Source organism: Paenibacillus sp. FSL K6-1217 (genome assembly GCF_045040735.1).
Taxonomy (GTDB): domain Bacteria; phylum Bacillota; class Bacilli; order Paenibacillales; family Paenibacillaceae; genus Paenibacillus_AQ.
In genome coordinates this window covers 1,519,559-1,543,908 of sequence record NZ_CP150271.1, presented here as the reverse complement: position 1 = coordinate 1,543,908, position 24,350 = coordinate 1,519,559, and the positions used below count along the sequence as shown (strand labels likewise).

The 24,350-nt window shown below is 47.9% G+C and carries 23 protein-coding genes and 1 pseudogene; 5 read left to right on the top strand and 19 right to left on the bottom strand.

The annotated features are described in order from the left end of the window. Nucleotides 1–118: 118 nt before the first annotated feature. Entirely contained in the window at nucleotides 119–487 is a 369-nt protein-coding gene (locus MHH28_RS06610) for a MerR family transcriptional regulator (protein ID WP_405113228.1), read from the top strand. A 90-nt stretch (nucleotides 488–577) separates the two neighbouring features. Next, the gene (locus MHH28_RS06605) at nucleotides 578–1,420 is read left to right on the top strand and encodes an oxidoreductase (RefSeq protein ID WP_405113226.1); all 843 of its coding nucleotides are present in this window, start codon (nucleotides 578–580) and stop codon (nucleotides 1,418–1,420) included. A gap of 129 nt (nucleotides 1,421–1,549) precedes the next feature. On the opposite strand, the gene MHH28_RS06600 is transcribed toward MHH28_RS06605, so the two are convergent. Then, on the bottom strand, nucleotides 1,550–1,753 hold the full coding sequence (locus MHH28_RS06600) for a hypothetical protein (RefSeq protein ID WP_405113224.1): 204 nt from the start codon (nucleotides 1,751–1,753) through the stop codon (nucleotides 1,550–1,552). Nucleotides 1,754–1,791: 38 nt separating this feature from the next. Next, nucleotides 1,792–3,324 (bottom strand): NAD-dependent epimerase/dehydratase family protein, encoded by a 1,533-nt coding sequence (locus MHH28_RS06595; RefSeq protein ID WP_405113222.1) that lies wholly within the window; start codon nucleotides 3,322–3,324, stop codon nucleotides 1,792–1,794. A 172-nt stretch (nucleotides 3,325–3,496) separates the two neighbouring features. On the opposite strand from MHH28_RS06595, the gene MHH28_RS06590 reads away from it, so the two are divergent. Further along, entirely contained in the window at nucleotides 3,497–4,057 is a 561-nt protein-coding gene (locus tag MHH28_RS06590) for a TetR/AcrR family transcriptional regulator (RefSeq protein WP_405113220.1), read from the top strand. Nucleotides 4,058–4,073: 16 nt separating this feature from the next. Here the strand turns inward: MHH28_RS06590 and MHH28_RS06585 are convergent, their stop codons facing one another. The 6 genes from MHH28_RS06585 to MHH28_RS06560 all read right to left on the bottom strand — a co-directional run bounded on the left by MHH28_RS06585 (nucleotide 4,074) and on the right by MHH28_RS06560 (nucleotide 11,467). After that, nucleotides 4,074–6,185: an MMPL family transporter gene (locus MHH28_RS06585; RefSeq protein WP_405116889.1), complete on the bottom strand. Its 2,112-nt coding sequence runs from the start codon at nucleotides 6,183–6,185 to the stop codon at nucleotides 4,074–4,076. Nucleotides 6,186–6,429: 244 nt separating this feature from the next. Beyond that, on the bottom strand, nucleotides 6,430–7,083 hold the full coding sequence (locus MHH28_RS06580; protein ID WP_405113218.1) for a response regulator: 654 nt from the start codon (nucleotides 7,081–7,083) through the stop codon (nucleotides 6,430–6,432). 11 nt (nucleotides 7,084–7,094) lie between these two features. Beyond that, nucleotides 7,095–8,261 (bottom strand): sensor histidine kinase, encoded by a 1,167-nt coding sequence (locus MHH28_RS06575; protein WP_405113216.1) that lies wholly within the window; start codon nucleotides 8,259–8,261, stop codon nucleotides 7,095–7,097. Nucleotides 8,262–8,449: 188 nt separating this feature from the next. After that, on the bottom strand, nucleotides 8,450–10,381 hold the full coding sequence (locus tag MHH28_RS06570; protein ID WP_405113214.1) for an FAD-dependent oxidoreductase: 1,932 nt from the start codon (nucleotides 10,379–10,381) through the stop codon (nucleotides 8,450–8,452). A 169-nt stretch (nucleotides 10,382–10,550) separates the two neighbouring features. After that, a complete protein-coding gene (locus tag MHH28_RS06565) occupies nucleotides 10,551–11,135 on the bottom strand; it encodes a TetR/AcrR family transcriptional regulator (protein WP_405113212.1) in 585 nt (194 codons plus the stop codon). Between the two features lie 140 nt (nucleotides 11,136–11,275). Further along, the gene (locus tag MHH28_RS06560; protein ID WP_405116886.1) at nucleotides 11,276–11,467 is read right to left on the bottom strand and encodes a 4-hydroxyphenylacetate 3-hydroxylase C-terminal domain-containing protein; all 192 of its coding nucleotides are present in this window, start codon (nucleotides 11,465–11,467) and stop codon (nucleotides 11,276–11,278) included. Nucleotides 11,468–11,473: 6 nt separating this feature from the next. On the opposite strand from MHH28_RS06560, the pseudogene MHH28_RS06555 reads away from it, so the two are divergent. Further along, nucleotides 11,474–11,584, top strand: a pseudogene (locus MHH28_RS06555) (M4 family metallopeptidase); the annotation flags it as partial. Between the two features lie 18 nt (nucleotides 11,585–11,602). Here MHH28_RS06555 and MHH28_RS06550 read toward each other — a convergent pair. The 10 genes from MHH28_RS06550 to MHH28_RS06505 all read right to left on the bottom strand — a co-directional run bounded on the left by MHH28_RS06550 (nucleotide 11,603) and on the right by MHH28_RS06505 (nucleotide 22,303). Next, complete coding sequence (locus MHH28_RS06550; RefSeq protein ID WP_405113210.1) at nucleotides 11,603–12,334, bottom strand: SDR family oxidoreductase; 732 nt, start codon at nucleotides 12,332–12,334, stop codon at nucleotides 11,603–11,605. Between the two features lie 160 nt (nucleotides 12,335–12,494). Continuing rightward, nucleotides 12,495–13,061, bottom strand: a complete 567-nt coding sequence (locus MHH28_RS06545; protein ID WP_405113208.1) for a TetR/AcrR family transcriptional regulator — start codon at nucleotides 13,059–13,061, stop codon at nucleotides 12,495–12,497. Between the two features lie 167 nt (nucleotides 13,062–13,228). Beyond that, nucleotides 13,229–15,217 (bottom strand): AbfB domain-containing protein, encoded by a 1,989-nt coding sequence (locus MHH28_RS06540; RefSeq protein WP_405113206.1) that lies wholly within the window; start codon nucleotides 15,215–15,217, stop codon nucleotides 13,229–13,231. 57 nt (nucleotides 15,218–15,274) lie between these two features. After that, nucleotides 15,275–16,228, bottom strand: a complete 954-nt coding sequence (locus tag MHH28_RS06535) for a family 43 glycosylhydrolase (protein ID WP_405113204.1) — start codon at nucleotides 16,226–16,228, stop codon at nucleotides 15,275–15,277. 33 nt (nucleotides 16,229–16,261) lie between these two features. Then, nucleotides 16,262–17,137 (bottom strand): carbohydrate ABC transporter permease, encoded by an 876-nt coding sequence (locus MHH28_RS06530; protein ID WP_405113202.1) that lies wholly within the window; start codon nucleotides 17,135–17,137, stop codon nucleotides 16,262–16,264. A gap of 12 nt (nucleotides 17,138–17,149) precedes the next feature. Further along, nucleotides 17,150–18,016, bottom strand: a complete 867-nt coding sequence (locus MHH28_RS06525) for a carbohydrate ABC transporter permease (RefSeq protein WP_405113200.1) — start codon at nucleotides 18,014–18,016, stop codon at nucleotides 17,150–17,152. Next, complete coding sequence (locus MHH28_RS06520; RefSeq protein ID WP_405113198.1) at nucleotides 18,013–19,353, bottom strand: ABC transporter substrate-binding protein; 1,341 nt, start codon at nucleotides 19,351–19,353, stop codon at nucleotides 18,013–18,015. The genes MHH28_RS06525 and MHH28_RS06520 overlap by 4 nt, the downstream gene beginning before the upstream one ends. A 149-nt stretch (nucleotides 19,354–19,502) precedes the next feature. Next, the gene (locus MHH28_RS06515; RefSeq protein WP_405113196.1) at nucleotides 19,503–20,366 is read right to left on the bottom strand and encodes an AraC family transcriptional regulator; all 864 of its coding nucleotides are present in this window, start codon (nucleotides 20,364–20,366) and stop codon (nucleotides 19,503–19,505) included. Between the two features lie 273 nt (nucleotides 20,367–20,639). Then, a complete protein-coding gene (locus MHH28_RS06510) occupies nucleotides 20,640–21,488 on the bottom strand; it encodes a hypothetical protein (RefSeq protein WP_405113194.1) in 849 nt (282 codons plus the stop codon). Between the two features lie 152 nt (nucleotides 21,489–21,640). Next, complete coding sequence (locus tag MHH28_RS06505; protein WP_405113192.1) at nucleotides 21,641–22,303, bottom strand: MBL fold metallo-hydrolase; 663 nt, start codon at nucleotides 22,301–22,303, stop codon at nucleotides 21,641–21,643. 176 nt (nucleotides 22,304–22,479) lie between these two features. Here MHH28_RS06505 and MHH28_RS06500 point away from each other — a divergent pair, with 176 nt between their 5' ends. Next, on the top strand, nucleotides 22,480–22,896 hold the full coding sequence (locus MHH28_RS06500; RefSeq protein WP_405113190.1) for a VOC family protein: 417 nt from the start codon (nucleotides 22,480–22,482) through the stop codon (nucleotides 22,894–22,896). A gap of 251 nt (nucleotides 22,897–23,147) precedes the next feature. Here the strand turns inward: MHH28_RS06500 and MHH28_RS06495 are convergent, their stop codons facing one another. Beyond that, complete coding sequence (locus tag MHH28_RS06495) at nucleotides 23,148–24,188, bottom strand: M23 family metallopeptidase (protein WP_405113188.1); 1,041 nt, start codon at nucleotides 24,186–24,188, stop codon at nucleotides 23,148–23,150. Between the last annotated feature and the right edge of the window lie 162 nt (nucleotides 24,189–24,350).

The window sequence follows — 24,350 nt, the reverse complement described above, 5'->3', positions numbered from 1 at the left end:
TGTTCTCCAGGTAGGCTACTCTTTTTTGCATACCAATGTTGAATCTCCTCGCATTTGCTTCATGAAAAAGGTATAATTCACTTCAAGTTAGCTTTAACTATGAAAGGAGCACTTTGGCATGTACAGTATTAGTGAAATTGAGAAGATCACAGGTTTACGCCCCTCCACTCTGCGCTATTATGAACAAGAAGGCATCTTGCCGCATGTTGAACGGAATGCTTCAGGTAGAAGAGAATACTCGGATGAGGTCTTAGAGTGGCTTGAACTGGTTATCGCTCTCAAAGATACGGGAATGTCGATTGAAGATATTAAGACTTATACAGAGCTGATTCGACAAGGAGATCCTTCTCTGGAGGCCAGAAAACAATTTTTGCTTATGCATAAAGCTAAAGTGGAACGCAGTGTGGCTCAGACTCAATTTCATCTGGAGAAGATTATCCGCAAGATAGCGATCTACGATATTTTGATGTATAAGAAGATGGAATAGTCTATGAATATTCATATTGCAAAATCAGTATTGACTTCAAGTTAACTTTAAGATTTATAGTGAAGTTATACCCTTGAAGGAGTGATTAGATTGTCTGAAGCAAAAGTATGGCTTATCACAGGATGTTCAACCGGATTTGGACGGCATATCGCGCAGCAAGCGATTGAAGCCGGCTATAAAGTTGTCGTGACCGCACGGAATGTTGACCAGGTAACCGGGCTTACCGCCGGGCATGAGGATCAGGTGATTGCTCTCCCGCTGGACGTCACTAGTCCAGAGCAGATCCGCAATGTGGTTGACCGCACGATGGAGAGGTTTAACCGTATTGATGTGCTTGTGAACAATGCAGGGATCGGTTATTTCAGCTCCGTCGAGGAAAGCGTAGAGGAAGAAACGCGTAAGATGTTCGAGGTGAACTTCTGGGGACTTATGCATGTAACCAATGCTGTTCTTCCTCATATGAGATCACAAAAGAGTGGTCACATTATAAACTTCTCTTCCATTGGCGGTCTGACTTCATTCCCGACCCTTGGCTATTACCATGCTACAAAATACGCTGTGGAGGGCATATCCGAGAGTCTTGCCCAAGAATTGCAGCCTTTTAACATTCATGTGACTTTGATAGAGCCAAGCAGCTTCCGCACCGATTGGGGGGGCCGCTCTTCTGTCAAAACAGAGACAAGCATCCCTGAGCTGAAAGAATCCGCCGTCGGACAAATGCTGCAAGGGATCGCGCTCGGTGCCGGTCAAGAAGCCGGAGATCCTGCAAAGGCTGCTGAAGCAGTGATTAAAGTTGTGGAATCAGCAGAACCGCCTCTTCGATTGTTGCTTGGACAACAAGCCTATGAAGCAGCAACCTATAAATTTAACAACCTGCTTGCCAGCATAGAACAATGGAAAGAAATAACGATAAACACAGATTATAAACAATAAAATGTATAGGTTTGGAGTTTGCACCTTAAGAATACAAAAGTGAGCCTAGTAATTTCTGTAGGCTCACTTTTTCTTAGACTAGCATGCCATCACACCGTGCATCACTACAGCTCCAGACGTTTAAGACAGCTATTCACCACTTGCCGGGAGTAAAGATATTGCCGGCGGAAAATCAGCGTAGGGGTCCCCCGTTCTTTGGATCAGATATGCTGCATTAAACATCCCGCCTTTTAACTCATGAATGGAGCTCAACTTTCCTTCATCTCCGAAATTCACTTCAACCAGTTTAGCGATTTGCGTTTCAGATAATCTGAATTTAGTTTTACTCTTCATCGTCCCTCCACTTTCCCGCTGGTTGGCGTCTATTTTAGCTAGGAATGATCGGCGACATCTAACTCAGATACGATTTTTATATATTCCCGGCCATCATCCTTGCCTTGAATAGGGTTCCACACCTGGGCGAAAAATGGCTCGCGTTTGGCACGTTCTTTGTAATTCCAGGTTTCACGTTCACATTGCGGGCAGAAATGTCCTCCCTCCAGAACCAGTTTGGGGCTGGCATTAAAGGTATGGCCGAATGCACATTTGAAATCAAGCTTATCCGTCCAATTCCCCGTCTTCATCTCTGCAGACAGGCATTCACCACCGCGGAAGGCTGCCGCCCCTTTCATATCCTCAATATTCAACTCTGAGGCAGGCTTATTCTCATCGTAACCATGGTCAAGCTTGATCACTTTATTCCAATCGGAGAATTTCTTCATTTCGGATAGCTTCTCCGGAATCGCCTCCCAGTTTGCCTTGCTCCCCCAATAAGCATCGATTTTCTCAAGATCATTATCCTCTATAAAACGTAGCGTTCCGCGTTCTTTCACAGCCTGCTTTTTCATTGTACGTTTAATCATTGCCCCCATGAATTTTTGCCCTCCCGGGAGCTTCGTGATGACCTTCGCTACGGGGACGAGTGCGCCAAGATTATCGAGGTAGCTCTGATAGAAGTATTCCATAGTATCCCGGCGGAAGTGGAAATAATCCTCCAGCTTGTCAGAATCCAGATAGTATTGTCCATGGAAATTCCGGGTGGCATACCATTTCGGATTGATGACATGATCCAGATTGGTAATGCCAAGCTTGCCGTACAGCACCTGGTACATCTCAAGCGTGCTGACCCGGCAGCTTTCGCCTCCGCCAATGTTGTAAATATGCTGCCAGAATGCCTGATCAAGCTCTCCGTCAATATCCTGGATGCACAGATTACGCATTAATCGTCCTGAATCCCGGTCCGACACATACTCAAGCACATTATCCAGACAGTTATGGAACATAATCGGGTCCTGAATCTTGCTCATCGCAGGTCCCATAATACCCGTCTGGCGCAGACTCACCCAATAGCTGAGTCCGGATTCAATCACCATACGCTCGGCAGCGATTTTAGAGACGGCATAATAATCATACACACTTGGCTTGAGAGGATCGCCCACACGTCCCCAATGGATCGGCGGCATACGGTCGCCTGTCTCAGCAATTGTACCGATATTTACAAAGCGTGTTATCCCTGCACGGCCGCTTTTCTTAATAGCGTCAACAATGTTTTTGGCCGAACCATAGTTAATCTGCATGGCCCGTTCGGGAAACTCATCAGCTGCAGGGGAAACAAAAGCAGCGATATGAAGAATAATGTCAGCATCCTTCACACATTCTTCCACCAGGCTGCGGTCCAACAAATTACCATAGACTATTTTCACACCGTTCAGCCCTTCATACCGCTGGAGCTTCTCACGGCTGTTCGGATTGTCTAAATCAAAGAGCAGCAGTTCGCATTTCGCCAGATCGTTTATCAGTAGCTTTAATGTCTCTCCACCCATATTGCCTGCGGCGCCTGTAATCATGATCCGTTTTTTCTTCATTATTGTTCACCTGCATCATTAGTTTATTGACAAGTCATTCGTCTACCTTCATACTACAGACACAGTGTCTATTTAACAACCATCAGTTGTTTTATGCATTGATGTAATCTAGACATTCGAGATCACAGTGTCTATTTTTATAGAAATTTTATGGCTTGGAGATGATTTGACCATGAATCAACGGGAACGGTTAACCAAACTATTGTTGAAGCAGAGCTTGATCCGCTTGCTCAAAGAGAAGAATATAAGCCAAATCAGCGTTAAGGAATTGTGCACGGCAGCAGGCATCAACCGCTCCACGTTCTACTTACATTATGCCAATGCTTACGACCTGCTTGAGAATGTTGAACAGGAGATTATTAATAATACGAGTGCCTATCTGGATAAAATTGAAGCGGGAGACAGTGGTACTACTTATATCCTGGCATTTCTGGAGTACATTAAAAAAGATGAGGAGCTATTCACTGTCATGCTCCTCACCTCTAATGAAAATTTGTTATTTCCCAAACGCCTTCTGAGTGAAATACTCAAGAATATTGATAGTCAGCTTCAACTCAACGTACCTGAACACTTGAAACGGTATACTTATTCCTACCTGGTCAATGGAAGCCTGGCGATCATCCAAGAATGGATACAAGAAGGATTTATCCTCTCCAGTAATGAACTGGCTGAGCTCATCTTCTCTTTGGCCGACCATTCCTTATTGGCGATTACGCAGCTCAAAGAGAAGTGAGTATCTATTGAATAATCTAAGCAGCACTACGCTCCAGCTCTTTCATTACCGATTCACCTTCAATGTCCAGATTAGGCAAAATGCGGTCCAGCCATTTCGGCAGATACCATGCGGATTTACCCATTAGGGTCATTACAGCCGGAACGATAAGCAGTCTGACTACAAAGGCATCGAAGAGAATACCAAAGGCAAGCGCGAAGCCCATCGACTTGATAATCGGATCTTCGGCCAGCATGAAGCCGGTAAATACAGAGACCATAATCAGACCCGCTGCCGTTACTACACCGCCACTGTGGCCCATGCCCGCCAGCACGGCTTGCTTGGCATCCCCTGTATGTTTGAATTCTTCACGCATCCGGCTAACGAGGAAGACCTCATAATCCATCGCAAGGCCGAACAGAATGCCTACAACGATGATAGGAAGAAAGTTTAGAACCGGACCTGTACCATAGAAGCCAAAGACGCTGCCCAGATGCCCATCCTGGATGACAAAGACGACAAATCCAAGGGTTGCGGCAAGGGAGAGAATAAAGCCCAGCACCGCCTTCACTGGCACCAGCAGCGAACGGAATACGACCATCAGCAGGAGAAACGCCAGTCCGACGATGATGAGACAGAATTTAGGCAGCGCATCACTCAGGTTCTGGGAAATCTCCAGGTTAACGGCTGTGCCGCCTGTGACCATAAATTCCACATGGTTCTTCTCTAGAATATCAGGAGCCTGATCTCTGATTGCATCTATAAGCTCAGTCGTTTCCTTAGCATGCGGCCCCGTCGCCGGGATAATATTGATCAGTGCAACTTCTCCGGACGGTCCGGGAATAGCCGGTGATACCGTACCTATATTGGGGATAGTCTCCAGTTCCTTTACCCCGCTTGATACATTGGTCATGAAGTCTCCTTCACCTTCGGCAACGGCCAGAACAATGAGCGGACTGTGATAGCCTTCGCCGTACCCTTCCGAGAGCAGGTCATACGCCCGGCGCTCCGTTTTTTCCGTTGACTTCAGCCCGTCATCGGAACTCCCCAACTGCAGATGTGAGAAAGGCAAGGCAATTACACCCAGCAAGATCATCCCCAGAATAACTATCGTCCAAGGCTTACTTGTTACAAAATGCCCCAGACGGTTACTTTTTGCGTTCATCCGTTTACGAGGCTTCAGCCACTTGTTTCCGCTTGAAGCAGTGACCTTGCTCCCCACCGCGCTGAGCACAGCAGGAACCAGGATGATCGAGGTGAGCATGGCTAACAATACACAGAATGCACCAGCCAGCCCCATGGCTGTCAGAAACGGAATGTTCACGACGGCCAGTCCGGCGAGTCCGATGATGACCGTAATGGCTGCAAAAACTACGGAGCTGCCTGCTGTAGCATTTGCGATTGCTATTGATTCCCGGTTGCTATAGCCCGCCGCCAATTGTTGACGGAACCTGGAGACAATAAAGAGCGCGTAGTCTATGCCCACCGCCAGCCCAAGCATAGCGGCGAGTGCCATGGAGGTTGAGGGAATATCCAGCATATTGGAGCCAATCATTACACCGAGCAAGCCAATCCCGAGGCCTACCACTGCAGTTGCAATTGGCAATACTCCGAGCAGGAAGGAACTGAAGGTGATAGACAGAACCAAGAAAGCGATCAGTACACCAATGACTTCGGACGGACCCATGATTTTCATCTGGACGTAAGCAGACCCCGTCAGTTCAGCTTGCCAGTCTGAGAAGCGCATGTTTTCAGCTACAGCTGCGATATGTTCTCTGGAAGCTTCTGTGACCTCACCAGCAGGTATTTTGTAGGTGATGTCCATGTAGGCTATCGTCTTGTCCGCACTTAGCGACCGGTTATCATAAGGTCCGGCTACGGACTTCACTTGCGGATCTTCCATAATCTCTTTTTGTGTTTTCTGAATGACGGCCTGAGAGGCTTCTGAGGACAAGGTTTGACCTTGTGGCGCTTTCATGACGAGCCTAGTCTGTCCCCCATCTTCCTGCGGTCCGGCAAATTCTTTGTTTAACAGATCAATCGCTGCTTGGGATTTCAGCCCTGGAATAGATGTGCTGTCATTGAACGCTGGCCCCAAGCTCAACGCAAGTATTGCAAATGCCACTAAAACGGCAAATCCCCCAAACATAACAGCTTTCGCATTGCTTGCTGACCAATGACCTAAACGGTATAAATATTTTGCCATTTCGTGTCCTCCCGACATCCTATTGTTGTGTATTCTCTATGTATTTAGTGTATAGGAAAAGCTTAAGGGGCGAATCGTACCAAGGGGAAGGCGTAGACATGTACTTTTGGGAAGAAAACGGACAGCAAAAGAAAAAGACATTATCCCGGCATATCCCATACAGGAATAGCTAGATAATGTCTAATGACTAGATATGAAGAATGCGCTGTTCTATGGCAGTAGCTACGGCCTGGGCACGTGATTCTACTCCAAGCTTACTGTAAATATTGGTCAAATGCGATTTGATTGTCCGCTCCGTAACGCCCATATCAAAGGCAATTTCTTTACTTTTAAACCCCCGGGCCACAAGCTGCAAAATGAGCAGCTCCTTATCCGTAAGGTTAACGGGTTCTGTATCCTTTGCCCCGGCAATTTTTGTCCGTTCCTTGGCCGCGAATACTTTAGTTAGGATATCAGCCTGTAACAGGGTACTCCCCCGGATTGCCGATTCAATGGTCCGGAATAATTCGTCCCGGCTTGTATCTTTGAGCAAATACCCTTTGGCCCCAAGGGCCAGAGCATTGATCATTAATTCATCCTCATTATAGGTTGTTAAAATAATGATAGGAATGCTATATTGCTTAGTATTTAAAGCCTTTAGTGTATCAAGTCCACTCATCACAGGCATATTTAAATCCAACAAAATCACGTCGGGCACAAGTGTTTCTACTAAGTGTAGAGCAACCTGACCATTCTCCGCTTCACCGGCAATGCTAAAGCGCTGATCGGTCTCCAAAATCATTTTCAATCCTTCCCGTACCACTAAGTGATCATCAACGATAAGTATTTTATATGGATGCATATCCCGTCTCCTTAGCTTAATGGAACTTCTATTTGGATGGTGGTACCGCTGGACAGACTCACGATATTAATTTCTCCTCCGATTAACCGTGCACGCTCGTATAATCCCAATATGCCATAATGTCCGCTAGTTTTTCCGATAAGTTTGGTATCAAAGCCTACACCGTTATCCTTGATAACAATGTGAATGCGGTTATTCTGCTCTAGAATACTTATCCATACCTTAGTAGCATTAGCGTGCTTTGCTACATTCATTAAGCATTCACTGATGATTTGCAGACTGTGCTCCTTCAGTGTTCCCGGCAGTAACGAGCTAATGCTTATTTGGTGAATAACGTCTATCCCCGTAGCTTGATTAAATCTTCGTATTTCATCTGTAATAGCTTCTGTGAAGTCTATCCCGGAAGCGGATTTCACCCGCAGATTATCAATTGCAAGACGAGCCTCCGCTAGTGTCCGCCGTGCCTGACGCATGGAGATCTCAACAAATTGTTGTGCCCTTTGAACATTGCCTTGTGAAATATACGCATCGACTGCTTCAAGCTGCATGATCAGACCAGCCACTCCCTGAGCCAAGGTGTCATGCAGATCACGTGCCATACGTTGTCGTTCATTAGCAAGGGTAAGCTCCTCGACCTTTTGGTGTGCTTTTTCTAAATCCTCCAGAAAGACTTGGGTCCGAACCCGGGCATGTACCTGCTGAAAAAATAAAGAGGCGTATGCACCAACAATAATCAGCATTAAGAGGAACAATAAAACGAGTAGCACCGGATCATATTCGTTTCCTAAATAGAATAGCGCATAGAAGAACATCAAAATAGAGTACAGGCTAACCAGCACTATCTTCCGCCTCTGATAATACAACCCAATGCTTTGCCCGATGAGTACAGGAAACAGACCAATGAGTATAGCAGGTGAGCTAATGGGCATCAGTAAAGCGCAAGTGAAGATGAATAGTCCTTGTACGATGAAATAAGCCCAGGTTTGGCTGAAGGAGATCCGGTACAGGCACCAATGAAGAACGCTATGGAGAATATAAATTATGGTGAAAATTATAGTATTCAAAAAGACCAGGCCACTGGTGCTTTGCAGAATCATGGAAGCGATGTAGACTAAAGAAACCCAGATAAGTATGGGTACCCGCGCAACCATCAATTCATCTATTTTTGAAGTTCTCATTTCACTCCCCCATTCATATTTACTCGATTGTACTATAGATCAATAATTATAGAATCGTACGAAAGGGAAATGGATATACTCTGCAGCTCTTTCATACTGATGAATTCTAGTTCACGTTAAAATAAAAGAGCATTGTAGTAATCCTACAACGCCCTCTTATTCTAACGTATCTTTCGGTTCATTGGGGGTCAGATCATTCTCGCTACTTCATGCGCTTCGCTGACAGCGTTTAAGGCTCTGCGGGCACGCAAGGCATCACCGATCACATGAACAGGGATATCATGCTCATTGCAAAAATGCTGGAGCCCCTCATAGTTCCGTGACTTTGCCCCAATGGCGACAACTACGGAATCACATGGGAACGCAGATACTTCACCATTGTTTTCAATGACGACTCCATACTCAGTAATTTCAAGGCATTTGGTGTTGGTCATAAGCTGGACCCCTGATTCATGCAGGCTTTCCATGACACAGATCGAGCGTAGTTCACCCAAGTCTTTAGCCACTTTATCCAGCATCTCGACTACAGTGATCTTGGAAGCCTTACCATGCAGGTACTCGGCAACCTCAAGACCAACAAGTCCCCCGCCGACAATAACGACTTCTCCGGTTACCGTTGCTTCTCCAGACAGTACATCATGCGAATTCGTAACCTTGGTCAACTGGCTTCCGGGAATTCTCAGCTCCATGGGGGCTGCGCCTACGGCCACAATCACTTCGTCCGGCTCAAGTTCTTCCAGGAGCGACTCCGTAACCGGGCTATTCAGTCGGACCTCAATGCCCTCTCTGATTACCTGTTCTCCCCGGGATATAGCGGCTGCTTTCATCTCTTCTTTTCTTGGCGCTTCTCCAGCCAGGGCAAACTGGCCGCCCAGCGCTCCTGCCGCTTCGCATACAATCGGCTGATGTCCTCTGCGCTTCAGGACCATAGCTGCTTCCAAACCGGCGATTCCGCCACCGGCAACTACTACCTTCTTGGGATGATCTGTCATCATCAGCTTGTATTCCGCTTCTCTGCCCAAAGCCGGGTTACGTAGGCATGTAATGAACGGCACTTCACTTGAGACAAATCCGTCATAACAGCCCTGATTGCAGGCGACACACTCTACAATATCGTTGCTGTTGCCGGACGCTGCCTTCAGGCAGAATTCAGGGTCAGCAAGCTGTGCGCGTCCGATCACCACCATATCTGCTTTGCCGTCCGCCAGAATTTCCTCTGCCTGGTCAGGAGCATTAATACGCCCTACCGCTACAGTCAGCATTCCGGTTTCCCGGCGGATTCTGGCTGCATTATCGACATTGAACCCTCTTGGCAGGTCGATAGGAGGCACCTCATATTTGATTGCTGCAGAAGAGAAGTTTCCTCGTGAGACGTCAAGCGCATCCACGCCAGCAGCTTTTGCCATTTTACAGAATGCAATAACATCCTCTATACTCAGTCCGCCCTCCAGATAATCATCGTGAGCATCAATACGCATAAACAACGGCATATCTGCCGGAATGTTGTGACGGATAGACGTAATACATTCAATGAGGAATCTGGCTCTGTTCTCCAGGCTTCCCCCGTATTCATCGGTTCTCCGGTTAAAGAAGGGGCTCAGGAAAGAATGCGGGGTATAGTTATGGCCTGCATGAAATTCAATGGCATCGAAGCCGGCTGCTACTGCCCGCCGTGCACCTTCTCCGAAGGCCTTGGCTGCAGCCTGCAAGGTCCCGATTTCGGCTCCCGGAAGGGTATATTCTGTACCAGGCACGGGACTCGGGATTATGATCATCTGCTCTGTATCACTCGCAACAGCCAATCCACCCAGCCATAGCTGAATTCCTGCCTTGCCGCCGGCATCATGGATGGCCTCTGTGAGCTGCTGTAGACCCGGGATATATTTATCATCAGAGATGGCCAGGAACTTCTTAGGCGCAGCTGGCCCATATACTGAACATACCTCAGTGAAATTTAAGCCGCAGCCTCCTTCTGCTCTGGCTACATGGTAATCGATAAGCTGCTGGGTAACAAAGCGTTCCTCAGTAGGCATTTTGGTGCCCATGGCCGGAAAGATAATACGGTTCTTCAACTCTAACCCTCTGATTTTAATAGGACTGAACAAGGCAGGATAAGCCATAATACATTCTCCTTCACATTCTTTTTCAAGGCCCAAAACTTTGTTATATATTTCACATAATCAGTTCGACCTGATTACTGACACCTCAAATATACCTGAGTGAATGAGTTATGACAATATGTTTAAAACAAAATGTTTGAATTTTCTGCGACGTTGTTCATACGATCTGTTAACCGGAAAATAATGAATCAATCAACAGGTTAAGGTATTCTATACGCGCTTCTTTGTCAGTCAGGAATAATCCATCTGTTTCCGTAATCCCTTCGTATTCCGTAGGATAATTAATAGATGAAGTGAAAATCAAATACTTGAACCTGAAGTTATCATCATCTTCTGGTATGAGCTTACGTAAACACGCTTTGAGCAGGCTGCCAATCTCCTCTGACAGATCAATAACGCGTCTTGAAGTTTTATCATCATCTGAACACTCTAAGGAATGGGTGTAGATTACCCGGTTACCGGGAAAACGCAGCGAATATTCCATAATCTCGTTGGCGGCCAGCAGCAGCTTCTCTTTTGGACTGCAGGCTTCATCTTGTAATATAGACAATACCGTAAGGATATTCTGAATGTAGAATTCCTTAACCAGGTTGAGCATTTCCTCTTTACTTCGGAAATAATAATTGATGGCACTAACATTAACATCCGCTTCCTTGGCAATCGCCCGGATCGCGATATTGCAGCTTTTGTTCTTCCCCATCAGATACAGCGCGCGGTCCAGGATACGTTCTTCAATATTTTTCAGCTCTCTCATATGATCCCCTCCATTACTTCTCTCTTAGCCATTATACTTTCACGGCAATCTTGCAGCAATTACGGCTTGTCGTTGAAATACAAAAGAAACCCAGAGTCTTTAAAAGACCTGGGTTTCTCCACGCTGCAGAAATTCATCAATCATCGCCTTGTATTTATCAAGTCTGTACACGTTATACATCCGGGAAGTAAGCGCACGGGTGTTTCCGAAGAAAAGCGCTCAAACTGTTTCTGTCTGCCGCCGAAGGGACCGATCGCCAGTTCCCAGGTCAGACGGAAAAGAGCAATCCGGTCGCGGGTTGATGTATCCTGTCCTTTAACATATAGACGGATAAAGCCGCTGGCTCAAATAACAAAGCTTTCTATCTGGCTGCTCAAGGCGGTACGTTTAACGGTGTAACGGTTACAGGTATTGGCCGTGAGCATGCCGTTCAAATCTATTACAATGCACTTGTATGCATGTTTTTATTACGCAATCGATAACCCGCCATCTACATGTAATACGCTGCCCGTGGTGTATTCATTCTGAATGAGATAGAGTACGCTTTGGGCAACTTCTTCAGCGGTTCCGATCCGTTGTACGGGTAGACCGCTGGCCACATGCTGGAATACCTGATCGCGGATTGTAGCGTCCATATTGCCGTGAGCTGGTGTATCAATCATGCCAGGAGAAACCACGTTGACCCGGATAGGTGCAAGCTCGATGGCTAAAGCCTGACCCAAGAAAGTAACAGCCGCATTTACCGAGCCTAACACCACCGTTTCTTTGCTTGGCTTAAAAGCGGCGGCTCCCGAAAACATCGTTACAGAGCCATCTTTCGATAACCATGGTGCTGCATGTTTAACGATTTGATAAGGGCCGAAAAATTTACTGGCAAACAGCTCCTGAACAGTCGACATCTCAGAATTCTTAAAATCAACTAGGGATGTTTCCGAAGCACTAATCACGAGATGATCGAATTGCTTAATTCGTTGCTCGAACAATTGAATCACCTGCATTTCATCCATCATATCCAGGGCATAAGCTTCAAGATGATCAGAATAAGAAGCGAAGCGTTCCCGTGCCGAGTCCAGCTTGGCCTGAGATCGTCCGGCAATGATCACCTTTGCCCCGGCTTCCAGCAACAGTTCTGCAGTTGCAAGTCCAATACCAGAGCTGCCTCCGACAATCAAAATTTTCTTTTCATTCAATTCTTTCATCTTATATTTCCTCCTCATGGGTTGGTTGCCCAACCAATTGATTATATAAAACATCAAATGAATAAGCTTGCATATCATTTAATGCTTCTATCGCAGTATCGCAGTATATCTGAGCTAATCATCATAAGTTGGTCGACCAACCAACAAGTCGCATAAAACATTAAATGAATGAAAGATACATATCAGTTAATGTTTCATAGGCTGCGTTCAGATCAAAATCCTCATCAGTCAATTTTCGCAAAGCCAGCCCGTCAAACGCAGCGGTTAAGGAAGCCGCCAACGCATCGTGATTGAGGCCCTCTTTTCGGGCAAGTAACGTAATTAGCTCGGCAATTTTTTGTTGCTCTTCCAGTAAGAGTGCATTCACATGCACCTTCAGGTTCGAATTGTTTAGTCCAATGGAGTACAGTTCAAACCGCAGACGGTAAACTTCCAGATCGGTAAGTATCCGTTTCTTAACTAAGTCTAAAATATTGCCGCTGGTTCTGGTCTCCTTCGCATGTTGAAGGATTTCATCCCAGTCCCTAAGGCAGTGCTGCTTAGCTTCATCAAGTACAGCCACAATAAGCTCTTCCTTGTTTTTAAAATAATAATGGATCAAACCCGGAGCAACACCGGCAGCTTGAGCCACTAACTTCACTGAAGTAGCCTTGAATCCATGTATGATCAACAGTTCATGTGTCTTGGCAATAATGAGGTTCCGATTGTTCAGCGGTTCTTTGAGCATGTCAACCCTCCTCATCTTCCTAATTGGTCGTCCAACCAAATTAAATTTAGCATAACCCTCTGAGCAAGTCAACTAAGTAGGAGGATCTCAGGCACGGCTAAATGTTATAACAATAATTAAGACCATCGAAATTGATGGTCTTAATCCGTTCAACGGGAGCTTACCGCTTATTTCACGTAAAATGTGGCATCCTGTTGATCTACAGACGTTGATATCGTGGATATCTCCAGCAAGCCATTCCGGTGTCTCATATAAGCTCCCGGAATATTGTAGGATTCAAAGGAAGCCGCCCATGAGCCGGTCAGTCCGGCGCGCAACTGCCAAGTGGCATCATTCTTGAACAGGGTAGAATTGTCGTTAGCCTCCAGCCAGACCTTCCCGTCCTTGTGACGGAGGTAGAAGCCCGGTTTAGTAACGGATTCGATCGACACGGCGGATTCATTGGACAGTCCTTTGACCAGTCTCCACTGGGATTCTGCACTGTATTGTGCCCCGTCTATTCTTCCTCTTCCGTCCTGATATTGCACATAGCTGTGCATGTTGAAGCTCTCCAGCTGATTGACCGGAATCTCCGTATCTACCCGGACCAGCTTCCAGTTCTGGGTATCCAGACTATTAGCTCCCCACTGAATGACCTTGGTTCCGGCCGGCGAGCCGCCCCCGGCATTATCCAGCATCAACCCACTGTGCCCGTTCATGACGGTGTAATAGCTGCTGCCCTTGTGGGCGAATGTCCACCGCTGGGTGTCCAGATCATTGTTCGCCGAGAGGATGACCTTGGTCCCCGGAGCCGTGGCTCCATTCGGATCCTCCCAGACCAGATTGTTGTTCACACTCATTCCCCGGAAGAAGCCGTTATTTCTGTAATCGAGACGCCACCACTGGGTATCCGCATTAAGATCACCCCACTGGATGATTTCGGTACCGGCCGGCGAGCCGCCCCCGGCATTGTCCAGCAGCAGGTTATTATTCTGATTGATCAACTTGTAGATTCCGCCGGATACAATCGAGGAATCCCCGTTCACCTGAGCCACATTAGCGCGGATTTCATTCCGGTCCCCTACCTTCACCGTGTTGACTTCCAGCAGCATTGAATGGCTGAGGGGCAGGAGCGTACCGCTCCAGGCTGCAGGTGTGTTCTGATTGGAGCCCTTTACCGTAAGCGGCGCATCAACCTGGGTCCAGGTGGCACCGTAGTCTCCGCTTGTAAACATTTTATTGGCGGAGGAGACCACATCGGTCATGCCGCGCACATATAATCTGCCGTTCGTAGTCCCGTCATCGATATAGGCAATCTCCGGCGTCTGGGAGGCGCGGTAAATCCCTGTACCGACTACGTTCCCCAGATCCGTTGCACTTCCCCAATCCACTCCGTTGGTTGACGTTTTATAGCGAACGGCGAAATTCGGGGCTGCGCCCAGCATTTCAAAGAACATGAAATAAGTTCCGTTCTTCACCTTCACTACCCGCGGCATCCCCGGCCGCCAGTCCCAGTTCGACGAATTGCCGACGATAATACTGTAGTTCCCCCAGGTCAGTCCTCCATCGCTTGAAATCTCCCGGGCGATGGCCTGATTATAGCCCGGCTGACGTTCATCCGAATAATAACAAATCAGACGCCCGTCGCTGGTTACTGAGAATTCCGGCTCCCATGTACGCTGGGTTCCTGCAGTTCCCCGCGCAGCCAGATTGCTATGGAACTGCCAAGAAGCTCCATTGTCGGTACTTCTCCAGATGTGGATCGTATACGGAACCGAATTGTTCCAATCCGTCGACGCGAACAGCAGCGTTCCCGCCGGATAATCTCCGACCTTCTGCGGTAACACATATAACGTTGTCATTCCTTGCTGATTCCGGTCCAGGCCGTAATTGTTGGGATCAATCTCACTGAGCAGAGACCAGGTCGCCCCGCCATCCGTGCTCTGGTAGAACGGGAAAGGCTTCATGCCTGTCCAATCGGCATTTCCGGGGAATCTCCGGGTGAAGGTGCTTAGCAGATTCCCGTTCTCCAGCTTCACGGCCCTTGCATAATACGGCTCCGGCTCCGCTGCACTGCTGGAGATTACCGTTCCTGTCGTTGACGCCTGTACAGGCGCTACCGAAATTCCCATGACGAACAAGGCTGCGATTAGAGTCAATAGCATAGCTTTTTTCATACTGATCCTCATCCCTTCGCTATAAGTTAGATAACAAGAAATGAATGGCCGCTTAGCTTATTCCCCTGACGGTGAAGCAATATCCTCACCCGCACTCACCGGAATGCCGAAATCCGGGGTGCCATCCTTCTTCCAGGTGAATCTCTGAATACAGGTTGCCCGCAGGCCTGCATCCGCGCCCGGAGCGGGAAGCGCGTGATAGACGATCCAGTCCTCCTCCCCGTCCGGCGACACGGTAAAGCTGTTATGACCGGTGGCATAGACTCCGTTCTCGGCGCTTTTGCGAAACACGGGGACTGGAGACTTGGTCCAGGAAGACGGCTCCATCGGGTCAGCCGACTCCTCCATGGTCAGCATCCCTAGCGCATAATCCTCCGACCAGGTGGTGCTGGCCGAATAGACAAGATAGATGCGTCCGTTACGGTGCAGCGTCACCGGCCCTTCATTAATCGCCATGCCCCCCTGCTTCTCCCAGTCCAGCGTCGGGGCTGTAAGCAGGACGTGATCCCCCTCCAGTGTCCATGGGTTACTCATGCGCATGATGTAGATCGCAGAACCATAATCAGGGAAATGTCCATAGCCGGCATACAAAAAATAAAGCTGGTCCTGTACCGTAACCACAGTTCCATCCAGTCCGGGGACAGGGGTCGGCAGCGCGCCCTTCCATACCCACTCCCCTTCCAGCGGATCGGCTGCCCTGTTCTCCAGGACGCAGATGCGGCGCGATTCATCGCCCCCGCCGTCATTGGCAGTGAAATAGATATACCATGTACCGTCCAGATGGTGAATTTCCGGTGCCCACAGGTTGTAGCTGTACCGTCCACCCGGCTCCGGTGACCAGATGATCTTCTTCCGGCCTTGGGCAAGACCGGTCAGTCGGGAGGACTTTGTTAACCCCAGCCCTCCCGACTGGGTGTGCATGAAGTAATAATTCCCGTCGGTGTGCCTCAGTACCCAAGGATCGGCAGCGCGGGTAACGATGGGATTGCGGAATGTTTCTGTACCTGCCATGTTCTTGTCTCCTCATCTTATCGGTGTTATCGTTCAGCCCTTCATCCCAGTCAACGCAATGCCCTCAACGAAATATTTCTGTGCAAAAAAGAACACCAGCAGCGTGGGAATCAGCGCCAGCACGGAGCCGGCCATAATATAAGTCCATTGCGAGGTATAGAACCCCTGAAAGGAAGCAAGCACCAGCTGCAGGGTATACTTCTCCGGCGAGTTGATATAAATCAGCGGTCCAAGATAATCGTTGTAGCCTGCTATAAAATTCAAGAGTCCTTGCGTAATCAATGCCGGCTTAGATAGCGGCAGTATGATACGCAGGAAGGTATGCAGCGGATTCATTCCGTCTACCTTGGCCGCATCCTCCAGTTCCCGCGGGATCGTCATGAAGAATTGCCTCAGCAGGAATACGGCGGCTGCCGCGCCGAACATCCCTGGTATAATCAGCGGCATCCAGCTGTCAATCCAGCCGATGGTTTTGAACAGCATGAAGGTCGGAATCATCGTGACCACACCGGGAATCATCATGGTTGCCAGCAGTAGTCCGAACAGAAGGTTCCGGGCCGGAAAAGCAAGCCGGGCGAAGGCATAGGCAGCCAGCGCGCTGGTAAACAAGCCTACCAGACAAGGCAGCAGAATAATGAGCAATGTGTTTATAAACCCTTGAACAATATCGGATTCAAATAATACAAAACGATAGTTACTCCATTCCAAATGCTGAGGTATCCATTTCGGCGGCATCTCAAACTCCATTCCATGCTGCTTCAGGGAAGTGGACAGCATCCACAGAAACGGAACAGCCATAACCAGCGCTCCGGCCGACAGGAACAGATAGGCGAAGCCTGTGAAGGTACGCTCTTTGGCCTGTTTTTGGCTGACCCGGGCGCCGCTTGCTGTTGTTATTCTCGTACTCACGCGTATCCTCTCCTATTCATAGTGCACCCAGCGCCGGGAAAAGTAGAAATTCAGCAGCGTGACGGCCAGAATGATGAACCCGAGAATCCACGCCATAGATGATGCAAACCCCATGTTCATATAACGGAATGCATTCTGGAAGAGATAGTAGACAATCGTCGTCGTGGAATAGTTCGGACCGCCTTCGGTCATGATCTGGAACCGCGGGTAATCCTGAAGCGCTCCGATGATGGCAGTGATTAGAATATAGAGTGTAGTCGGCGATATGCAGGGAACTGTGATATGGCGGAACCGTTGCCAGCCGCCCGCACCGTCAATCTCTGCCGCTTCATAGAAGCTTCTGGGCACGCCCTGCAGCGCCGCGAGATACAGCACGATATTGATGCCAAGGCCCGACCATACCCCTTGAATGATCATGGCCGGCATCGCCCACTGCTCACTGCTGAGCCAGGCAGGCCCCTGGATTCCAATAAGCTCAAGCAAATGATTCAACAACCCGTAGGTATCATTGAATATCCATTTCCAGAGCAGCGTAAGTGCGATGACCGAGCTGATCGTCGGCAGGAAAAACATCGTCCGGAAAAAGCGGATCCCCCGTATTTTCTGATTCAACGCGGTGGCAAAGCCCAACGAGCAGATCATGCCAATGGGGATGCTAAGAGCTGAATAGAGCGTATTGCGCAGCGTTTTCCAAAACAGCTCGTCCTGAACCAGCTTCACATAGTTATCTCCGCCATTGAATACGGGAGTCTGGTAGCCGCTGTAGTCCGTGAAGCTGACATAGACGGAATAGCTGAGCGGGATGAACGCAAACAGCAGGAAGCCCAGGATCGGTGCGGCAATGAAGGAATACGCCCATAGATGCTCCCTTCGCTTCATTTGAACAGTCCGGAGTTGCCTTCTTTGATGGCTGCATCAATCTTCGGCTTCAGCTCATTCAATACATCGGCAGCAGGCTTCTTGCCCTCCCACACCGGAGCCAGCCCTTGGGCGAGCAGATCATACCACTTGGCGTTCGGCAGGGCCGTCCATGGTCCTGACACTTCTTTTTCAACCGCCTTGATGAACACCTTGGCATGTTCCGGCTTCTGGCCCGGCTGCAGGAAGACATCGGTAGAGGCCATGGACTTGAAGCTTGGAATGGAGAAGCCCATCAGGGACTGCTCCTTCTGCCCTTCCGGTCCGCCCAAGTATTCCACTAATTTGTAGGCTGCTTCCACCTGCTTCGTCTTGCTGTAGATAGCAAGTCCTACCGAACCGCTGATTCCGCCCCAGTCCTTGCCGGACAGCGGCGCTACATCCCAGTCAAAGTTCAGCTTGCGGAATTCCGGCACCATCCAGCGGCCGCTGACCATCATCGCCAGCTTGCCAGTCTTGAACATCTCACTGTCGTTCAGATCCTTAAGCGCAGAGGAGCTTGGAACAACTCCATGTTTGTTGGTAAGATCTGCGGCAAACTGCAGGGCATCGATGGTCTCATGGCTGTTGCCTACGAATTCCTGTTTGTTGTCACTGAGGAAGCTGCCGCCGTGTGCCAGCACGAAGTCCTCCCACCAGACCGGTCCCATTCCATACTGTGTGGTCTTGCCATCCTTGCTGACCGTCAGCTTCTTGGCCGTATCCAGCAGTTGTTCCATGGACATTGGCGTCTCTGCGGACAGGAAGGGAACATTCATTTTGCTGAAAATATCCTTGTTGTAGTACAACACGTGAGGACCAATATCCTTAGGCAGCGCATACAGCTCACCTTGACCATTGGCCGAGCCATCATAACGGTAACGGTCAAGGCCGGACGCCCACATGTCGCCGGTATCAATGCTGCTCTTCTTCACCAAATCCTCAATAGGCAGCAGCAGATCCTGGCTCACCCAGCGGCCAAAGTCGCCGTCCGGCACATACAATACATCGGGGGCATTTCCTCCGGCCAGAATCGTATTCATCTTGCCTACATAATCCCCCGAGGGAATGTGCAGATAATCGACTTTAATGGAGGGGTTCGCCTTCTCGAAGGATTGAATCAGCTTCGTAAATACCTCCTTCTCCGACGGATCGCCCCATCCGGCGAACTGAATCGTAACCTGCCCCCCGGCATTAGGGTTATTTCCGGCTTCCGCCTCCTTTTTGCTGTTACCACATCCGGCCAGCCCGCCGGTAAGCAGTGCCACGGATAGAGACAAGAGCAGATACTTACGGGGATTCCTTTTGGGTACATTCATTTTGATTCGACACCCCTTAACGTTATTTATTTCCTGCTCCTTAATTATTAGGGGAAACGCTGTCCGGAACAATTATGAAAACGCTTTAGTTTGTAGCTAAAAAAATCTTAACTAAAAGCGTTTTCGACGGTCAAAAAAAATAACCACCCTTAAGAGTGGTTATTCGTCAATGCCTGTTCAGCGGCTTTTTTGCGCCATTCCAGAGGTGTAGCTCCCTCCGCTTTAACAAAAAAATGATAAAACCGGCTGGAAGAGGTAAACCCGACCTCGTGTGAAATGATCTCGACGGCCTTGTCCGTCTGCAGCAGCAGGCGCTTGGCTTCACGCAGGCGAAGATTGATCATATACTGTTTGGGCGAAACGCCCATCAGCTCTGTGAATTTCTTGCGCAGATTGCTTTCGGACAGAAAATACCGTGCAGCCAGCTCGCTCACAGTAATCTGGGTATGATAGCCGGCATGGATCTCCTTCAATACCTCCTGAATAGTTAGCTGGTCATCTAAGCCATGGGGCATTCGCAGGGTCACCCTGTTCCGCTGGAACAGCAGCAGGATAGTCTCCATGGCTACCCGCATTAAAACATAGGAATCTGCATTATAACTGTCTAATTTCCATTCCTTCTCCAGCTGAAGGAGGCTGATCTCCGCCCAGCGCATATCCTCTTCACTAAGATAGGCGCTGCGGATGCGGTCCTGCTCCCGCTCTGCGTTATGAAAGAGATACTGGCAGTATGCCGGCAGCTTGTCATGATAGAAATGTATAGAGATCCCCTGCCACGGCTCGGTACAGACAAAACCGTGGTGAAGCCGGGACGGTATCAGAATAAGATCCCCCTTGGACACCTTGATATTCTGATCCAGCGAACTGTAATACCCTTCACCCTCCAAAATAAGAGTCAGTTCATCATATTCGTGGGAATGAGACATAAAAAGGCCTTCACCCTTCTCCGCCTGGAAGGTATGGGGCATAAAACGCTCCATGCTGATTACGAAGTTCTTAGTATCATTTTGCATTGTATACTCCCCTTTGTTCAATACATGAGTATATTTTAGCATGAACATAGATTTGGGAGAGAGGGGAGTGTAAGTAAGTTCTCTAGCGGAGCAATATATGGGGGCTAAATCAAAAAGACTCTATCTTGACGACAGAGTCTTTCCTTAATAAAGATAGAAATTCATTTATTTCAGACAAATTAGTGGCCCATTCCGTGGCTATTGGTTGTGACTGTTGTGGTCTGAAGTGTAGTGATTTCCTCGGCGCTTGCGGCAGTCAAAATGGTTAATGAGCTAATCAGCAATACGGTTGTCAATAACAAAAGCTTCTTTTTCATAATTTTCATCATTGAACTCCCCTTCTAAAATATTTCGCATTATTGCATGATACTCTTGTAGCTGTGAAATATTGGCCTCAGCTCTAACAAGCTCATAAAAAGCAATAGCTTTTCGAAAGCCTGCTCTATCTAATAGTTTACCACTTAATACGATATTTTCCAGTGTTAGGTTTATTGCAATAGCTGACTTCCCCCGTTTATATAAATAAACTGATAATAGATGAATATATTCTATGTAGTACCTAACATCTACAGCAGGTGAGGTATCCTCAGGTTTCTCAATGCCAATTTGCAACTCTTCCAATACCCAGTCCACCGGATAGCTGTATCTTAATGCGGAGTCCAAGATATTTAGCAAACCAGCGGTCAACTCTTCCCTAGCACCCAGCTTGAGAAAATTCACGTATTCAGGCAATATTTCCTCCTTTCCCTCAAGTAAGTCAAGAACGAAGGCGTTTGCCCTAGCGGTATTTTTATAATATTCAATTTCTTCCACTGACTCTTCGTCATCAAGTTGGACCCAACTCAAATCTGAATACTTCTCTATACACTGTCGAGCGCTTCTGTAATCGCCAAGTTTTTGGAGAGCAATGCCTTTCGCACAAAGACTAAACCCAAAGTAATACACTATAGGACGCCTTAACCTTTGAGCCTCAAATCCTTTGGGGGCTGTGGCATGTATTACTGCGATCATCTCAATAATCTTGTCTGATATATCTATCATTGCTGTAAAATTGTCTAAGGTGAATGAAGCTTTTAGCATAGCTATTAAAGAGTCGGCATTCATACCATCAAGTTCCAACAACTCCTAATTAACTCCTTACAGACCATTTTATTGCAATAATAAGTCTTTTCCATCCTATGGTCAATTAATTTGTTGGCTCTTAAATTGCCATTCCCTCCTTTCAACCGAAAAAAACCTGCAACTAGGGCAGGTTTCAAAGAGTTCGATCTCCTTTATCTTGCATTTACTATTTTCTGGAGACTTTCCTTGATTCGATGAGTAGCTTCGTTACCATGATACGTGATCACTTTTTTAATATCCAGCTCTAGCAGCTTGGCAATCGACTTCAGTGCAGTAGGGTGATCTAACGTGTAATAGCTGTCACAGGACAGGAGCTTCCCATCTTTTGAATTTAAGGCATCGCCGGCGATTAACGTTTGCGTTGGGATATGATATAGCGACATATGATCTGGCGTGTGTCCTGGTGTAAAGACGGCTTGAATGCCGCCGGCCAGGGGCAGAATGTCTCTATCCTTCAGTGCCGTATGAACGTGCACGGACGGTGCAAAAGTTGTACCTCTAATAAGCGGAACAGCTCCCGTCAAATAGGGTACAGTCTTCTCATGTGCGAGCACCGTCACCTCGTTCCCCCTTGCCTGAACCAGCTCCGGCAGACTGCCAATGTGATCGCTGTCTTGATGCGTAATGATGATATGCGTCAGTTGATCAAGTCCAAAGCCTTCTGCTTCAAGTAACCTACGAATCTTATCCAATTGCCCGGGAATTCCAGTATCCACAAGTACAAGATTCTGTTCATCCCACAACAATGTTGGATATACAATAAAAGATCCCATTCGAAGCTCTATCGATTTAACTCCGGTATCCGGTCGAGACATGGCCATTCCTTTATCATCCTTTCCTGTTTCAAAAATAGAACAATCAATATAAACGCAATCCCCTCGTTGAGCACTCTATTATATTATCCTCATTTCTATCGATGATAACAAATATGTTTGATGTGATATAATCATAAGAAACATCTACAAATATATGACGAAGAGGTGTATGGAACATGGCATTAACGTCCGCATTCACGAGCCTCAACCTGCCTGTTAAAAATGTAGCACAATCGAAGGCGTTCTTCACCGGACTCGGATTCGGGCTCAACCCTGAGTACCCTGATAATGAGACATCGGCAGCCATCGTGATCGGCGACAATTTGCAAGTTATGCTGATCGATCAAGTATTCTTTAATACCCTCACGGAGAAAGAATCCGTCGATACGGGCAAGTATGCGCAGATGACGATCGCTTTGGCCTTCGAGAGCCGGGAAAAGGTCGATGAAATCGTGAATACCGCGCTCTCCTTAGGCGGGAAATTGCATGCTGAACCTGAAGATCATGGGTTCATGTATCATTGGGGCTTCGTGGATTTGGACGGCCATCTGTGGGCGATTAACTACATGAACACGGATGCGGCACAAGGCTGAGGCTAACGGAGAGTACGCTCTTACTAAGATGATTGTATGCTGTTTTCCACATACATTGGGCCCCACGCGCCTTCAGCGAGCCCATTGTATACTGTTTTCCGCATACATTCGCCCCTTACGCCTCACACCAGCTCATTGGGGCATAGATCGCTTCTACGGGGCAGCAATGTTGCACATTTTGCAGGACGGCAAAAACTCTTGCGGGTGCAAGAGTCCTTTGGAAAGGATGCCTTTTATAAAAACTGACGCAATTATTCGTGCAGTCCCTGAAACGTTTTCCCCCGTGTCAGCTTCTGACTCTGATCGGCCCAGCGGATCAGAATCGAACGTGAAGTGAAGATGTCGGGCCCGTCCGATACTTGAAAATGCAAGTGTGCTTCACTGGAGTTCCCTGAATTACCTAGATGTCCGATGAGATCTCCCTGCTTGACGTTATCCCCTTTTTTGACGGCTACGCTGCCTTGTTTGAGATGTGCTGTGATGCTGTGCTCCCTATTTCCATGATCAATGACCACAACATTCCCTTCCGGTTCTTCAGCGTTCATCATGCCCGGAGTGTTATCCGGGATGTCATTTTTGACTTCAACCACCTTGCCATCTGATGCTGCATAGAGCGGTTCACCAAAAGCATAATAGTCCTCGTTGTTCTTTCCCTCCCCTTGATAGCTTGCATCATTCACAGTGCGGATAATGTCGAGTGCGTAACGCTGTGTTTCATGAGCATAATGATAGTTGGATAACACATCATTCCCGCCCCAGAACACAAACCATTCGCCCTTCATCGGAAACTGGAATTCAGTCTTGGTCAACGCCTTGTCTGTTGCTTCATGAGTATCAAGCGGCTGAATAAGCAGCCCCGCGATCTGGTGATCTTCGGCAAAAGAGGCCTGAATCCCCTTCGTCCCCGTCTGATCCTTCCACGAGCGTTCAACCAGCTTGTTCATCTTAAAATCCGTATCTAGTTTCCATGTAGTAACGCCTTCCATAAAGCTGCCGGTTGACGTCTTGAATTCGTCCAGTGATATGATTTTCTGTAGCTCCGGACTCATCTGCTTGTAGATGTCCTCCTTCGATCCTTTCATTAAGGTATCCATGAAATTGTCAGGTGTAATCATTGCGCCCTCCCCGGCTCCATTCGCAGCTTCCTCAGATGGGGCAGCAGTGGCTGTCTGTGTTACTGGTAATTGCTCTTGTGGTTCAGCTGATTTCGAGGTGCCGCAGGCAGACAACATCACACACGTACCAAGCGCTGCGGCAAGCAGCTTCCAGCTTTTCGAATATACTCTAGTCATTTCCCTGCACTCCTTTGTTAGAACGATATCTTTCCAGTCCAGTGTACGACATCAATCTTATCTATCGCCTAACTTACTCTTACGTCTACCTTAACTTTGCGGTGAGCTACATCTCCAAAATTAAGCATCCGTTAAGGTTGCCGGCACGCAGCACAGTCTTTC

Excerpts from the sequence above, each read along its gene's own strand:
- MHH28_RS06580 (WP_405113218.1), bottom strand. The coding sequence starts at position 7,083 with ATGCATCCATATAAAATACTTATCGTTGATGATCACTTAGTGGTACGG.
- MHH28_RS06595 (WP_405113222.1), bottom strand. The coding sequence starts at position 3,324 with ATGAAGAAAAAACGGATCATGATTACAGGCGCCGCAGGCAATATGGGT.
- MHH28_RS06550 (WP_405113210.1), bottom strand. The coding sequence starts at position 12,334 with ATGAAAGAATTGAATGAAAAGAAAATTTTGATTGTCGGAGGCAGCTCT.
- MHH28_RS06525 (WP_405113200.1), bottom strand. The coding sequence starts at position 18,016 with ATGAAGCGAAGGGAGCATCTATGGGCGTATTCCTTCATTGCCGCACCG.
- MHH28_RS06570 (WP_405113214.1), bottom strand. The coding sequence starts at position 10,381 with ATGGCTTATCCTGCCTTGTTCAGTCCTATTAAAATCAGAGGGTTAGAG.
- MHH28_RS06520 (WP_405113198.1), bottom strand. The coding sequence starts at position 19,353 with ATGAATGTACCCAAAAGGAATCCCCGTAAGTATCTGCTCTTGTCTCTA.
- MHH28_RS06575 (WP_405113216.1), bottom strand. The coding sequence starts at position 8,261 with ATGAGAACTTCAAAAATAGATGAATTGATGGTTGCGCGGGTACCCATA.
- MHH28_RS06565 (WP_405113212.1), bottom strand. The coding sequence starts at position 11,135 with ATGAGAGAGCTGAAAAATATTGAAGAACGTATCCTGGACCGCGCGCTG.
- MHH28_RS06590 (WP_405113220.1), top strand. The coding sequence starts at position 3,497 with ATGAATCAACGGGAACGGTTAACCAAACTATTGTTGAAGCAGAGCTTG.
- MHH28_RS06495 (WP_405113188.1), bottom strand. The coding sequence starts at position 24,188 with ATGACTAGAGTATATTCGAAAAGCTGGAAGCTGCTTGCCGCAGCGCTT.
- MHH28_RS06610 (WP_405113228.1), top strand. The coding sequence starts at position 119 with ATGTACAGTATTAGTGAAATTGAGAAGATCACAGGTTTACGCCCCTCC.
- MHH28_RS06540 (WP_405113206.1), bottom strand. The coding sequence starts at position 15,217 with ATGAAAAAAGCTATGCTATTGACTCTAATCGCAGCCTTGTTCGTCATG.
- MHH28_RS06500 (WP_405113190.1), top strand. The coding sequence starts at position 22,480 with ATGGCATTAACGTCCGCATTCACGAGCCTCAACCTGCCTGTTAAAAAT.
- MHH28_RS06545 (WP_405113208.1), bottom strand. The coding sequence starts at position 13,061 with ATGCTCAAAGAACCGCTGAACAATCGGAACCTCATTATTGCCAAGACA.
- MHH28_RS06535 (WP_405113204.1), bottom strand. The coding sequence starts at position 16,228 with ATGGCAGGTACAGAAACATTCCGCAATCCCATCGTTACCCGCGCTGCC.
- MHH28_RS06600 (WP_405113224.1), bottom strand. The coding sequence starts at position 1,753 with ATGAAGAGTAAAACTAAATTCAGATTATCTGAAACGCAAATCGCTAAA.
- MHH28_RS06505 (WP_405113192.1), bottom strand. The coding sequence starts at position 22,303 with ATGTCTCGACCGGATACCGGAGTTAAATCGATAGAGCTTCGAATGGGA.
- MHH28_RS06585 (WP_405116889.1), bottom strand. The coding sequence starts at position 6,185 with ATGTTTGGGGGATTTGCCGTTTTAGTGGCATTTGCAATACTTGCGTTG.
- MHH28_RS06515 (WP_405113196.1), bottom strand. The coding sequence starts at position 20,366 with ATGCAAAATGATACTAAGAACTTCGTAATCAGCATGGAGCGTTTTATG.